The sequence below is a fragment of the Rhodanobacter glycinis genome (assembly GCF_900114325.1).
Lineage (GTDB): Bacteria > Pseudomonadota > Gammaproteobacteria > Xanthomonadales > Rhodanobacteraceae > Rhodanobacter_A > Rhodanobacter_A glycinis.
Genome location: NZ_FOSR01000004.1, coordinates 103,090 through 115,525, shown reverse-complemented (window position 1 = coordinate 115,525; position 12,436 = coordinate 103,090). Strand labels below are relative to the sequence as shown.

12 protein-coding genes are annotated in these 12,436 nt (G+C 65.3%); 7 read left to right on the top strand and 5 right to left on the bottom strand.

Annotated elements, in window-relative coordinates; genetic code table 11:
• Positions 1-76 precede the first annotated feature (76 nt).
• The 3 genes from BMY90_RS06030 to BMY90_RS06020 all read left to right on the top strand — a co-directional run bounded on the left by BMY90_RS06030 (position 77) and on the right by BMY90_RS06020 (position 2,511).
• Positions 77-1,345 (top strand): mechanosensitive ion channel family protein, encoded by a 1,269-nt coding sequence (locus BMY90_RS06030; RefSeq protein ID WP_008211162.1) that lies wholly within the window; start codon positions 77-79, stop codon positions 1,343-1,345.
• Positions 1,345-1,848: a 2-amino-4-hydroxy-6-hydroxymethyldihydropteridine diphosphokinase gene (gene folK / locus BMY90_RS06025; RefSeq protein ID WP_008211164.1), complete on the top strand. Its 504-nt coding sequence runs from the start codon at positions 1,345-1,347 to the stop codon at positions 1,846-1,848. The genes BMY90_RS06030 and folK overlap by 1 nt, the downstream gene beginning before the upstream one ends.
• Before the next feature lie 84 nt (positions 1,849-1,932).
• Entirely contained in the window at positions 1,933-2,511 is a 579-nt protein-coding gene (locus tag BMY90_RS06020) for a hypothetical protein (RefSeq protein ID WP_092702503.1), read from the top strand.
• Between the two features lie 31 nt (positions 2,512-2,542).
• Here BMY90_RS06020 and BMY90_RS06015 read toward each other — a convergent pair whose 3' ends face one another.
• Both BMY90_RS06015 and BMY90_RS06010 read right to left on the bottom strand, forming a co-directional pair.
• Positions 2,543-3,289 carry a pteridine reductase gene (locus BMY90_RS06015; protein WP_092702501.1) on the bottom strand — a complete coding sequence of 249 codons (747 nt, stop codon included), beginning with the start codon at positions 3,287-3,289 and terminating at the stop codon, positions 2,543-2,545.
• 73 nt (positions 3,290-3,362) lie between these two features.
• Positions 3,363-4,091 carry a hypothetical protein gene (locus BMY90_RS06010; RefSeq protein WP_008211170.1) on the bottom strand — a complete coding sequence of 243 codons (729 nt, stop codon included), beginning with the start codon at positions 4,089-4,091 and terminating at the stop codon, positions 3,363-3,365.
• Between the two features lie 142 nt (positions 4,092-4,233).
• Between BMY90_RS06010 and BMY90_RS17200 the strand changes: the two genes are divergently transcribed.
• The 4 genes from BMY90_RS17200 to BMY90_RS05995 all read left to right on the top strand — a co-directional run bounded on the left by BMY90_RS17200 (position 4,234) and on the right by BMY90_RS05995 (position 8,488).
• A complete protein-coding gene (locus BMY90_RS17200) occupies positions 4,234-4,383 on the top strand; it encodes a hypothetical protein (protein ID WP_175481507.1) in 150 nt (49 codons plus the stop codon).
• A gap of 38 nt (positions 4,384-4,421) precedes the next feature.
• Positions 4,422-6,575 carry a TonB-dependent receptor gene (locus BMY90_RS06005; RefSeq protein WP_092702499.1) on the top strand — a complete coding sequence of 718 codons (2,154 nt, stop codon included), beginning with the start codon at positions 4,422-4,424 and terminating at the stop codon, positions 6,573-6,575.
• Positions 6,576-6,893: 318 nt separating this feature from the next.
• Positions 6,894-8,087 carry a class I SAM-dependent methyltransferase gene (locus BMY90_RS06000; protein ID WP_092702497.1) on the top strand — a complete coding sequence of 398 codons (1,194 nt, stop codon included), beginning with the start codon at positions 6,894-6,896 and terminating at the stop codon, positions 8,085-8,087.
• Between the two features lie 59 nt (positions 8,088-8,146).
• Positions 8,147-8,488: a VanZ family protein gene (locus BMY90_RS05995; protein WP_425438648.1), complete on the top strand. Its 342-nt coding sequence runs from the start codon at positions 8,147-8,149 to the stop codon at positions 8,486-8,488.
• Between the two features lie 9 nt (positions 8,489-8,497).
• On the opposite strand, the gene BMY90_RS05990 is transcribed toward BMY90_RS05995, so the two are convergent.
• The 3 genes from BMY90_RS05990 to BMY90_RS05980 form a co-directional block, all read right to left on the bottom strand.
• A complete protein-coding gene (locus BMY90_RS05990) occupies positions 8,498-10,771 on the bottom strand; it encodes a YfhO family protein (protein ID WP_139201702.1) in 2,274 nt (757 codons plus the stop codon).
• A 101-nt stretch (positions 10,772-10,872) separates the two neighbouring features.
• Positions 10,873-12,099, bottom strand: coding sequence for a multifunctional CCA addition/repair protein (locus BMY90_RS05985; RefSeq protein WP_092702491.1), 1,227 nt, complete (start codon positions 12,097-12,099; stop codon positions 10,873-10,875).
• Positions 12,100-12,192: 93 nt separating this feature from the next.
• On the bottom strand, positions 12,193-12,405 hold the full coding sequence (locus BMY90_RS05980) for a hypothetical protein (RefSeq protein WP_092702489.1): 213 nt from the start codon (positions 12,403-12,405) through the stop codon (positions 12,193-12,195).
• Positions 12,406-12,436 lie beyond the last annotated feature (31 nt).

Below are 12,436 nucleotides of genomic sequence, written 5' to 3'. Positions count from 1 at the left end.
GCCTCTCCGCGGCCCTTGCCGCCCCGATCCGCCGTGTTTCGTCGCGCGGGTCCCGAGCCGACACAGGAGCAATCGGATGGCTACCTTGCAACACCTGCTGGACATGCCCTGGATGCGCACGCTGCTGGGCGTGCTGGCCCTGCTGGCGCTGGCCTGGCTGGCCGGCCAACTGGTGCGCCGCATCCTGTTACGCGTGGTCAGCAGCGTCACCCGGCGTACCGCGTGGCAGTGGGACGACGCCCTGTTCAAGCGGCGCACCTTCCTGTGGCTGGCGCGGATGGTGCCGATGCTGATCGTGAAATACGGCATCAAGGCGGTGCCGGGGGTGCCGGCCGGCGTCGAGAGCGTGGTGTCGGGCATCGTGTTGTCGCTGATCGCGTTGTTCGCGGTGATGGCGGCAAATGCCGCGCTGTCAGCGCTGGAAGACTTGTACGTGGCCACGCCGCGGGGGCGCGAACGCTCGATCAAGGGCTACGTGCAGCTGGGCAAGATCCTCGTCTGGATGGTTGGCGCCATCATCATCATCGCCTGCCTGATCGGCAGTTCGCCGCTGTCGCTGCTGGCCGGCCTCGGGGCGATTTCGGCGGTGCTGCTGCTGATCTTCAAGGACACTATCCTGTCGGTGGTGGCCAGCGTGCAGCTGGGCTCCAACGACATGCTGCGCGTGGGCGACTGGATCTCGATGCCCGATGACGGCGCCGACGGTTTCGTGATCGACGTGGCCCTGCATACCGTCAAGGTGCAGAACTGGGACAAGACCGTCAGCACCATTCCCACCTGGCACCTCATTTCGCAGTCCTACCGCAACTGGCGCGGCATGTACGAAAGTGGCGGGCGGCGCATCTGCCGCGCGATCAACATCGATGTCACCAGCGTGCGTTTCCTGGCGGGCGACGAGATCGATCACTTGCGCCAGTTCCGGCTGCTGGGCGACTACTTCGCGCGCAAGCAGAAGGAAGTGGGTGAATGGAACGAGGCGCTGGGCGAGCAGGGCAAGCTGGCCGTCAACCAGCGCCGCCTCAGCAACCTGGGCAGCCTGCGTGCCTACATGCAGGCCTACATCGACGCGCATCCGCAGATCAATCACGACATGTTGTGCGCCGTGCGCCAGCTCGAGCCGGGTGCTGCGGGCATTCCGTTGCAAATCTACTGCTATACGTCCGTCACCGATTTCGTGCCGCACGAGAACGTGCAGTCGGATATTTTCGACCACCTGCTCGCTATCCTGCCGGAATTCGGTCTGCGCCTGTACCAGCAGCCCACCGGATACGACATGCAAGCCGGACTGGCGCACGTGGGCGACAGGCAGGCAGAATCACGGTCTCCCTCTTCCCCAGGGCAATGATGGCTCGCGCCTACCTCAGCCTGGGCTCCAACCTGGAGCCCTACCGTTACCTTCCCGTCGCGCTGGACGAACTGCGCGCGCGCTTCGGTGCGCTGGACGTGTCGCCGGCCTACCGCAGCAAGGCGGTGGGTTTCGACGGTCCCGACTTCGTCAACCTGGCGGTGGCGCTGGAGACCGATCTCGAACCGCAAGCGCTGAACGACTGGCTGCATGCGCTGGAAGATCGGCATGGCCGTCGTCGCGACCAACCGCGCTATGCCAGCCGCACATTGGACGTGGACATCGTGCTGTACGACGACCGCGTGATCGATGGCCCCGGACATTTGCAGATACCGCGCAAGGAATTGAAGTACGCCTTCGTGCTGAAGCCGCTGGCGGACATCGCACCCGACTTGCGCCATCCACGCGATGGCCGCACGATGGCGGCCATGTGGGCCGCGTTTCCGCATGAGCGCGAGCCGCTCGAGGTCGTGTCGCTGGAAACCCCCGCCGACATGACCTGATTCACCTGCCGGGCGACAGGGTCGCCGCGGCTGCCGGAACCCGGATGGGTCCAGCATTGCGACCGAAATCATCAAGGAGGAACCATGCATAGCAAGCTTGTCGTCGCCCTGGGAATCGCCCTGTTGCTGAACGGCTGCGCCGTTTTCCATCACCACCCGAAGATCCGTGCGCAAACCAGCCATGCCGATGGCATGCAGCAGGTGTGGATCACTCCCCGCATGACGAATTGCGGCAAGAGCGCGATCTGCAGTGCGCTGGGCGGAGGCTGGACCTCCAACGCGCCGGAGCATGCCGTGCTGGTGGTGCAGACCCGGGGTGGTTACGCGGCGATCCATGATGCCGTGCTGGATATCGATGGCCGCCAGGTGCCGCTGACCGAAGCGCCGCTGCCGACGCGCTACAGCGAAATGGCTCACCAGGATCACCGCGACTACAGCGTGGCCAGGCAACTGGCTGGCGAAACGTCCACGCGCGGATTCCAGACCTCGCTGGACGTGTTGCGCCAAGTCATCGCGGCCAGACGTGTGACGTTGAGCGTGCATACGGCCAAACGCACCATCGACAGCGTGTTGTTCGATGACGATGTCGACAGCGATGCGCATCGCGGAATCGTGGCGCTGGTCGACGATGTGCACGACGTCGCCAAGGCGAACGACAAGTAGCCGCGTCGCAACCGCGAATCGGGCCCGGCGCTTACACCGACAAGGTGCGGCCGCCGTCCACCGCGATGATCTGGCCGGTGACGAACGGCGCGTCATGCAACAGCCAGCGCACGGCGCCGGCCACGTCCTCGGGCGAGCCGGCGCGCTCCAGCGGCGTGCGCGCCAGCAACGCCTGCTGGTCGGTATAAGCCATGCCGTTGTTCGGCCACAGCACCGCGCCTGGCGCCACGCCGTTGACGCGGACTTCCGGGGCCAGGTCCAGTGCCAGCGAGCGCGTCATCGTCGCCAGTGCGGCCTTGGCCATGCAGTACAGCGGGTGGTCGGCGAGCGGACGCTCGGCGTAGATGTCCACCAGGTTCACGATCGCACCGCGTGCCGCACGCAGGGCGGGCGTGGCGGCCTGGGCCAGGAAGAATGGCGCGCGCGCGTTCGATGCGAACAAGTCATCCCACTGCGCCAGCGTGGCGCTGCCTACCGGCGTGGGAAAGAACGCCGAGGCGTTGTTGACCAGTGCATCGAGGCGGCCGGTCTGCGCCAGCAAGGTGTCGATCAGCGCCGCCGGTGCCTCCGGGTCAGCCAGATCGGCCTGCAGCACCAGCGTGCTGTCGGCGCGTAATTGTTCCAGTTCGGCGGCCAGCGTCTCGGCTTCAGCCACCGAATGGCGACAGTGCAGGGCCAGATCGTAACCGGCCGCGTGCAGCGTGCGGGCGATCACCGCGCCGACGCGTCGCGCACCGCCGGTGACAAGGACGATGGGGCGCTCGTGGCGTGCTTTCATGCGGGGGCTCCTGCGCGGCATCGATTCATGCGGCCAGCTTGCCGCAAAGCGGCCGGGGCGTCATCCGTGGCACTCACTCGGTATCGGATTTGCCGCGTCGACGCACAAGTCGGGCGACGACATGTTTCGTCGTCGATGGCTTGCGTGGCGTGGCGGCCGGTTCGGCGGCGTCGCCCTCATCGGCGGTGCCGAAACCCTGCTCCATCATGGCGATGGTGGTGGCGGCCACCTGGCCGGTGTCGTAATAGGCGTAGGCGCCCACGCCGAGTGCGCCGATCACCGGCATCCAGCGCGACAAGCCTTCGCCCAGCGCGCGGCGGCTGAGCTTGACGCCCACCTGCTTGGCGATGCGTTCGATCATGCCGTGCGACAAGCGGCGGAACAGCAGCCGGTCGCCCATGCGTATCGCCACGTCGCGGAATGCCTGTGCGGTGGTGTGGCGGAACAGGCACCACAGCATCTGCTCGCGGCCGAGTTCGGCATGGCGGCCGTAGGCGGCGGCGATGTCGCTAACCAGCTGCGCCTGGATTTTCCAGATCGCCAACAGCTCCGGCAGCACCGTGAGCCAGCCCAACGGACCCGGCGGCAACGCCAGCGAACCGGCGGTGAGCGCGGCGCGTTGCGCGGCACGGTTGGCCAGCCGACGCGCCTCGGCTTCCGGCTGCGCGTGGTTGTCCACGCGGCTGGCCGGGATGTGGCTGACGAAATCGAGGATGGCGCGCGAAACCCTGCCGCCGGCGTCGTCCGGATCGATCACGGCCGGCAGTGCGTCGCCGGAGCCGGTTGGCCTGGATTTGCTCATGGCGCATCACCGTTGCGGGTGAAAGACAGGTGCCGATGCTAGGGCCTGTTGCGTGAAGAACGGTCGAACGGGGAGCGGGATCACCCTGATACGAGCCAGCGGCCACGCACACCCGGGTCGCGGCGATCGGGGCGCAAGCCGCATGCGCCAGTTCGACACGCCTTGGGCGACGGCTCGGGACATTCCGGTTCCGGCATCGGATCCGCCGCTGGCGCTGACGATTCGCCTGCACGAAACCGCGGGCATGACTTCTGGGCCAGAGCACTTGGATGAAGTGATGGTAACGTTATAACATTACATTTCAAGCTCATCCCCCTTCTGGAGTTGCCCGTGAAGTTCACCCCACTTGCCCTGAGCCTCGCCTTTGCCCTGGTTGCGGGCCCCGTCAGTGCGGCCGCTGTGTCATCGACAGCGGCTTCCGCCACGGACGATCTCGCGCCGGCTTCTCCGCCGCTGTCGGTGAAGCAGCTCGATGCGGTGCATGTGTCGGCCGCGCTGGATCAGGCGCGCAACGCGTTGTCGCCGGACACCGGCTCCAGCCAGTACGTGATCGACCAGAAGGCGATCGCGCAACTGCCGCTGGGCGCCGCCACGCCGGTGAACCAGGTGCTGCTGCAGGCGCCGGGCGTGGTGCAGGATTCGTACGGCGGCCTGCATGTGCGCGGCGACCATGCCAATCTGCAATACCGCATCAATGGCGTGATCATTCCCGAATCGATCTCCGGCTTCGGCCAGACGCTGGACTCGCGCACCATCCAGAACGTGAAGCTGCTCGACGGCGCGTTGCCGGCGCAATACGGCCTGCGCACCGCGGCCGTGGTGGACATCACCACCAAGAGCGGCCACGACCTGGGCAACGGCGGCAGCGTGGGAATCACCGGCGGTTCGTTCGGCTCGATCAACCCCAATGCCTCGATCTGGGGCAGCAACGATCGCTGGAGCTACTTCCTCACGGCGAACTACCTGGAGAACGACGTGGGTGTCGAGAATCCCACCTCCAGCCGCAAGCCGATCCACGATCACACCAATCAGGTGAAGGCGTTCGGCGACATCTCCTACCTGATCAACAACGATACGCGCCTGAGCTTCATGTTCGGCGCGGCCAACAGCCGCTTCCAGATCCCGAACAACCCGAACCAGCAGCCCGCGTTCGGTTATCTCGACCAGACCGATTTCAACTCGGCCGACCTCAACGAGCAGCAGCGCGAACAGACCCGTTTCGGCGTGCTTTCGCTGCAGGGCAAGCTCGGCAGCACCGATTACCAGGTATCGCTTGGCCAGCGTTATTCCAGCCTCGATTTCACCCCGGACAGGATCGGCGACCTGATGTTCAACGGCGTGGCGTCCGGCATTTCGCGCAGCAACCGCGCCAGCACGTTGCAGGCCGATTTCGCCACCCCGCTGGGTGACGACCACACCCTGCGCTACGGCCTCTACGGCAGTTATGAAAGCGCGCCGAGCACGAACAATGCCTGGGTATTCCCGGCCGATGCCAACGGCAACCAGAGCAGCACCACGCCGATCGACATCATCGACGCCAACCGTGTCACCGCCAGGACCTGGTCGGCCTACGTGCAGGACGAGTGGAGCATCGGCCAGAACCTGACCGTGAACTACGGCCTGCGTGGCGACGTGTACAAGGCATTCCGTACCGAGAGCCAGCTCAGCCCGCGCCTGGGTCTGGTCTACCAGGCCGGCAGCAGCGCCACGCTGCACGCAGGGTACTCGCGCTACTTCACGCCGCCAGCCACCGAAGCGATTACCGCCGCGAACATCGCCAAGTTCAACGGCACCACCAATGCGCTGCCGGACAACGGCAACAACACGCCGTTGTCCGAGCGCTCGGACTACTTCGACGCCGGCATCCAGCAGAACGTGGGTCCCCACCTCACGCTGGGCCTGGATACCTACTATCGCAAGGTGCAGCGTTTGCAGGACGAAGGCCAGTTCGGCGCCGCGCTGGTGTATTCCACCTTCAACTACGCCAAGGGCCGCATCAAGGGCGTGGAATTCACCGCCAACTACAACGACGGACCGTTCAACGCCTACTTCAACCTCGCTGCCAGCCGCGCCATGGGCAGCCAGGTGATCACCAGCCAGTACAACTTCAGCCCGGACGACCTGGCCTACATCGCCGATCACTACATCTTCCTCGACCACGACCAGGCCTATTCCTCGTCGGGCGGCATCAGCTACAGCTTTGCCGACGCCACCCGCATCGGCGCGGACTACCTGTTCGGCAGCGGTTTGCGCAAGGATGGCGCGGTACCGAACGGCGCTTCGATGCCGTCCTACTTCCAGCTCAACCTGAGCCTGTCACACGATTTCAATTTCCAGAGCACCGGCAAGCTGCACACGCAACTGGCGCTGATCAATGCGCTGGATCGCACGTACGAGCTGCGCGACGGCAGCGGCATCGGCGTCGGCGCGCCGCAGTTCGGCCCGCGCCGCGGCGTGTACCTGAGCCTGCAGAAGGACTTCTGATCGCGGCTTTGCTCCCTCTCCCCGCCGGGGAGGCCGTGCCGTTTCTCCCCCTCCCCGCCGGGGAGAGGGGTGGGGTGAGGGGCAATCTGGCGAAAACCTGATCCAACCTCAACCGTTCGCGTTGAGCGTAGCTCGCGCCAGCGAGCGCACGCGGAGAGTGGCCATGGATGGCCACGGCTTTGAGGAGCGAGGAAGTCGAAACGCCCTTCGACTCCGGCTCTTGCGGGCCTACGTTGAGGGTGAACGGAGTGGGGGAAGACGAACGGCCCCGGCTGGCGCATCGGCTATCCTTACCCCTTTGCCGAACCAGTCGCCCGCATGTCTTCCCGTCTCCCCGAACCTGGCGCCGATGAGCGCGCGCATTCCGATCAACTGCTGCAGCATCTGCGCGAATTGATTGTCGCGCAGGGGCCGTTGCCGTTCTCGCAGTACATGGAGCGCTGCCTGTACGCACCGGGGCTGGGTTATTACAGCGCCGGCAAGGCCAAGTTCGGCGAAGCCGGCGATTTCATCACCGCGCCCGAGCTGGGCGAATTGTTTGCGCGTTGCGTGGTGAACACGGTGCGACCGGTGCTGGCCGAGCTGGGTGACGAGGCGGATTTCCTGGAGCTGGGCGGCGGCAGTGGCGCCTTCGCTGAAGTAGCGCTGAAAGCCTTTGCCGAGAGCGGTACGGTGCCGCGGCATTATCTCATCCTTGAACCCAGCGCCGACCTGCGCGAGCGCCAGCACGAGCGCCTCGCCGCGGCGTTGCCGGCGGCGCTGGCCGCGCGCGTGCAATGGCTTGACCGCCCACCCGAGCAGGCATGGCGTGGCGTGCTGTTCGCCAACGAGGTGATCGATGCACTGCCCACCACGCGCTTCGCGATACGCGAAGGCGAGGTGTATGAGGAACACGTGGCGCTGGATGGCGAGGGCCGCCTCGCGCGCACCGATCGTCCCGCCGATGCCCTGGTGGCCGGCGCGGTGCGACATGTCGAGCGCGATCTCGGCGAGGCCTTCGCGGATGGCTATCGTTCGGAAGTCCTGCCGCAGTTGCCGTACTGGATGCAGGCCGTGGCCGGCACGCTCGACGCCGGCGTGATGCTGTTCGTCGACTACGGCTACGTGCGCCGCGAGTTCTACTTGCCCGAGCGCAGTGACGGCACGCTGATGGCGCATTACCGCCACCACGCGCACGCCGATCCGCTGTGGTGGCCCGGGTTGAACGACCTTACCGCTTCGGTCGATTTCACCGCGCTGGCCGAGGCCTGCAACCAGGCCGGCTTCGGCGTGGCTGCCTACCTGCCGCAGGCGCAATTCCTGATCGGCAGCGGCTTGCAGCAGGTGTTCGAAGATGCCTATTTGCAGGCTGCCGACGAGGCCACGCGCTATCGCCTGGCGCAGCAGGTGAAGCGGCTGACCCTGCCGGAGCAGATGGGTGAAAGCTTCCAGGCCATGCTGCTGGCGCGTGGCCTCGACGCCCTGCCGCTGCCCGCCGAACTGCTCGACGCCGACCAGGGCGGCCGCTTGTGAGGGAAACGCCGGTGCGGTTGCGCTGGCATCGCGCCTGGACGGTTATCGGCGTGCTGGTGATGGCATGGACGCTGTGGATGGCATTGACGCCCGATCCCGACATTGCGCTCGACTTCCCCCAAGGCGACAAGCTGCTGCACGCCTTCACCTTCACCTGCCTGATGGGCTGGTGGGGCAACATCCACCACTCCCGCCGCGGCCGCATCGGCAGCGCGCTGCTGTGCCTCGGCTTCGGCATCTTCATCGAGTTCGCGCAGTGGCTGGACCCACCGCGCTATGCCGATGCGCTCGACGTACTGGCCGACAGCGTGGGCATCGCGTTGGCATGGCTGCTGTTGAAGACGCCATTGGCGGATGTGTTGGCATGGGTGGAGCGCACACTGGGCAAGCGACAGCCCTGAACCTGCTGGTTATTCGGGCTGGCTGCCCCGATGGCGAGATTGGCGCATCGCTGTGGCGACCATGCTCCAAGGGTGGAATGCAACGGTGACCACATGATTTCCCGCCGGAATGCATAAGGCCCGGAACATGATGTTGGCGCGGTGGATCGGGATCGTGGCGCCATCGACATCAGCCTGCCATCCGGGAAAATCAAGGTCGCTCAGCACGAGCCAGCCGGGGGCGTCGCCTTGCGTTCGGATGATGGTGCGGGTGGGCACGGTTTGCACGGAGATCACTCGTGTACGGCCCGTGCAAATGGTTGCCGCCACGCGGGCGGTTTGGGCGTCCATGCGATCACGGGGTGTAAGCCACAGGCTGTCGTGGAAGTTCGTGTCGGCGAAGACCTGGGGCGGCGGTACCTTGCCCGGAGAAACGAGCAGAGCCTGGGTCGGTGTGAGCAGCCGCGGATAGGCACGGGTATTGCGCCACACGTCGGTGGTTTTCCCCGAGAAAGCCGGCACGTAACCGGGTGGAGGCGACCAGGCTGCAGTCTGATATGTTGTGTTGCCCCTGACCAGATAGGTCACGCTCAACAGATCGCTGAGCGTGCTGGCGGGGGAAGGGTTGTAGGTTGTGTCGACGCGAGGCAGGTTGCCGTTGTCGCGGGCGCCGTACCATTGGTTGTACAGGGCATAGCGAAGCGGGTTGTAGCCTTGCGTGGAAGGGATGTCACGCAATACGACGTTATTGTCCCAAGAGACATGAGCGTCGATGGTCTCGATGCGGGGCTTCAGGGCGCCGTGGCCATCGTGCAATTGGTGCGCCAGGAAGGTTGCCGTATTGTCGTGCATGAACCAGCGGGCCATGTCGTGGCCGCGATCGAAACTGCCATTGAGGTTGAAACAGCTGTAGTCGGCGACCAGCAACAGCAGCATCCATGTCGCCGTACGTGCGCGGCTTCCGGGGCGTTGCAGTCGCCATAAGGCGAGTACGGCAAAGAGTGCCGCCACCAGTGAACGTACTCGCCACGGCGATTCGACACCATGCAGTTGCGAGCTGGCCCATGCAAGCCCGACGGCGGTGGCGATCAGCAGGATGCTGATGTGCCGCTTCGAATCCAGCCTGAAATGACTGGCCGACAGGCCAGTGAATATCGCCAGGGCAAAGTTCAGGAGATAGGCCGCATCCGATGGTCTGCGGAAGTGCTGGATGCCGGGCATCCAGCCGTACAGCCAGCCATATAGCGGTGCATGCAGGCCGAGCATGTAGAGAATCGCTACGCCGGCCACGACGCCGAAAAACAGCACCTGTCGTCGTTGTATGGGGCATCGCCACGCGGCGCCCAATCCACACAGCATCAGCAGCGGCATGATGCCAATGTAGAAGTAGGCCTCGACCCTGGAAGCTGGTCCCGTGTAAGAACCGCTCAGTGCATGCCATGCATTGGGATCAAGCAGGCTGACGAGGCTTCGCAAGGGCAGGGATGCAGTCGCTGAATCCGCCAGAGACATGGCGGTGCGGTTGGACAGGCTGATGAAGGCCCAACTGAACAGTAATTGCGGCAGGGCAATGCAGGTGGCCAGCAGCACGGCTGCAACCACACCGAAGCCGTAACGCCATCGGGTCCGGCTATCGTAGTGACGCCAATGCCACCCGGTTGCGATGACCGCATAGCCGATGATCATCAACGCGAACAGATAGGCAACCTGCACCAGGTTCGTAGCCAATGCACCGGCGGCCAGCCCAAGCAGCAGCCCCCGCAGCAGGCCCGGCCCGGTGAGGAAGTGGCGCAGCGCAAGCAGCACCACGGGTGCGTAGGCGTAAGCGAGCACGATGGGAACGTGTTCGAGGCGCGATGCGGCGACACCGCCAGCCATGAACACCAGAGCCCCGATCAGAGCACCGAAGTCGCGTGCGCTGCTTCGACGCAGCAGGGCCAACATGGCGATGCCGCCCATCAGCAGATGCAAAAGTACGGCCCACGCGAACCAGTGAGCGCCAGGCGCTTGCCGCAGCAGCATCCAGGCCATCAACAGTGGCGAGAACAGCATGCCCTGAGGGTCCGCAATCTGCGGAAAGCCTGAATAGATATAGGGATTCCACCAAGGGGCAAGTCCCATGCGAAGACTGTGCGCGTTGAAATATGCGGTGGGATAGAACTCGTCGATCGCATCCCATGGCAGTACATGGGAGCCGAGCAGCAATGGCGCATAGAGCAGCAGCCACAGTGCAACAAGGACAACGGACAGGGCGAGAAACGGGTGTTTGCGGCGCAATGCGGTCAGTCTTCCTTGAACCTGCATGAGGCGTATTCCGGAGAGGGGGCGACTCAACCGTCGCAAGGTCTGGGCGATGAATTGCAACGTGTCATTGTGGCATTGAATCGGCGGACGACAGCAAAGGTTCAGAGCGCGGCCTTGGCCACCGCAATCGCATCGATCCGCGCGCGCTCCATCGCCGCGCCAATGGCGGGACCCTGCAGGCCTTGCGTCACGAACGGTGCGGCCACGACGGCCGCCGCGGCGTCGCGGGCGCGGCGTAGCCAGTCGGCTTGCGGGTAGTCGTCGTGTTCGTGGCCCGGCCGGCCGCGCTTGTCGGCAACACAGGCCGCCAGGAAAACGTCCAGCCGTTCGGGCCGGCGCAACCCATCCAGCGCGACCAGCAGCTTCAGCACGGTGGCAGGCTTCAGCTCGAACGCACGGTGTGCGTTGAGGTGTTCGCGGCACACCAGTTCGGCCAGCGCGGCATGTTCGGTCGGCACCTTCAATCGGGTGGCCAGCGCCTGCACTGCAGCCACACCGCGCTGCTCGTGGCCGATGTGGCGCGGCAGCATGTCGGGCGGCGTCAACGCCTTGCCGAGATCGTGGGCCAACGCGCAGAAGCCGACCAGGTCGTCGCCCGGCGCTATCGCCGCGGCCGCGTCCAGCACCATTTCCACGTGGATGCCGGTGTCGATCTCGGGATGGAATTCCGCGCGTTGCGGGACGCCGTACAACGCATCCACTTCAGGAAACAGCACGGCCAGCGCACCGCATGCGCGCAGCACGCGCAGGAATGCCGATGGCTGTGCCTCGCCCAGTGCCTTGCGTGTTTCTGCCCAGACCCGCTCCGGCACGAGATGATCCACCTCGCCGTCGTGCACCATCTGCTGCAGCAATGCCATGGTTTCGTCCGCCACGGTGAAACCCAGTGGCGCGAAGCGCGCGGCGAAGCGCGCCACCCGCAACAGTCGGACCGGGTCTTCCACGAACGCGGGTGACACATGGCGCAGCACGCGCGCCTCGATGTCGTGCACGCCGCCGTAAGGGTCGATCAGGTTGCCGTGTTCATCGGCGGCAATCGCATTGATGGTGAGGTCGCGCCGGGCCAGATCCTGTTCCAGCGTCACCGTCGGATCGGCGTGGAAGGCGAAGCCATGGTAACCGTGCCCGGTCTTGCGCTCGGTGCGCGCCAGCGCGTATTCCTCGCCGGTGTCAGGGTGCAGGAACACCGGGAAATCCTTGCCGACCGGCTTGTAGCCCTGTGCCAGCAACTCCTCCGGCCGCGCGCCGACGATTACGTGGTCGCGATCGACCACTGGCCGACCCAGCAAGTTGTCGCGGACCGCGCCGCCGACGAGATAGATGCGCATGGGCGGATTCTGCCATGCAGGCGGCGTCCGGCGCCCGGGATGGTTGGCCCGGTGGTGTCTGTCCGCTCCCCGGCGATGGCGTGTCGACCCGGGTCATCGTCGGTCGATCACGCCTTCGCCTTCGAGCATGGTGCGCAAGGGCGTGGGGCGTACCGCAAACAGCTCGAAGAATCCGATGGCGGCAAGCCGCCGCGCATCACGCAGGATGCGTTCCTCGCACATGATGCGGGTCGGTTCCGTGGCGCGACTGTCAAGGGTGAGTTTTGCCAGCAGCATGAACGATGCCAGGTCATCCCATTCGGCCATGGTTCTTTCCGGGGCCTGCCTGCCGGGTAGC

What these genes read in the sequence shown, in the direction of transcription:
- BMY90_RS06010 (WP_008211170.1), bottom strand. Translation starts at nt 4,091, where the DNA reads ATGAGCAAATCCAGGCCAACCGGCTCCGGCGACGCACTGCCGGCCGTG.
- BMY90_RS06000 (WP_092702497.1), top strand. Translation starts at nt 6,894, where the DNA reads ATGTCTTCCCGTCTCCCCGAACCTGGCGCCGATGAGCGCGCGCATTCC.
- BMY90_RS06015 (WP_092702501.1), bottom strand. Translation starts at nt 3,289, where the DNA reads ATGAAAGCACGCCACGAGCGCCCCATCGTCCTTGTCACCGGCGGTGCG.
- BMY90_RS06020 (WP_092702503.1), top strand. Translation starts at nt 1,933, where the DNA reads ATGCATAGCAAGCTTGTCGTCGCCCTGGGAATCGCCCTGTTGCTGAAC.
- BMY90_RS05985 (WP_092702491.1), bottom strand. Translation starts at nt 12,099, where the DNA reads ATGCGCATCTATCTCGTCGGCGGCGCGGTCCGCGACAACTTGCTGGGT.
- BMY90_RS05980 (WP_092702489.1), bottom strand. Translation starts at nt 12,405, where the DNA reads ATGGCCGAATGGGATGACCTGGCATCGTTCATGCTGCTGGCAAAACTC.
- BMY90_RS17200 (WP_175481507.1), top strand. Translation starts at nt 4,234, where the DNA reads ATGCGCCAGTTCGACACGCCTTGGGCGACGGCTCGGGACATTCCGGTT.
- folK (WP_008211164.1), top strand. Translation starts at nt 1,345, where the DNA reads ATGGCTCGCGCCTACCTCAGCCTGGGCTCCAACCTGGAGCCCTACCGT.
- BMY90_RS06030 (WP_008211162.1), top strand. Translation starts at nt 77, where the DNA reads ATGGCTACCTTGCAACACCTGCTGGACATGCCCTGGATGCGCACGCTG.
- BMY90_RS05995 (WP_425438648.1), top strand. Translation starts at nt 8,147, where the DNA reads ATGGCATGGACGCTGTGGATGGCATTGACGCCCGATCCCGACATTGCG.
- BMY90_RS05990 (WP_139201702.1), bottom strand. Translation starts at nt 10,771, where the DNA reads ATGCAGGTTCAAGGAAGACTGACCGCATTGCGCCGCAAACACCCGTTT.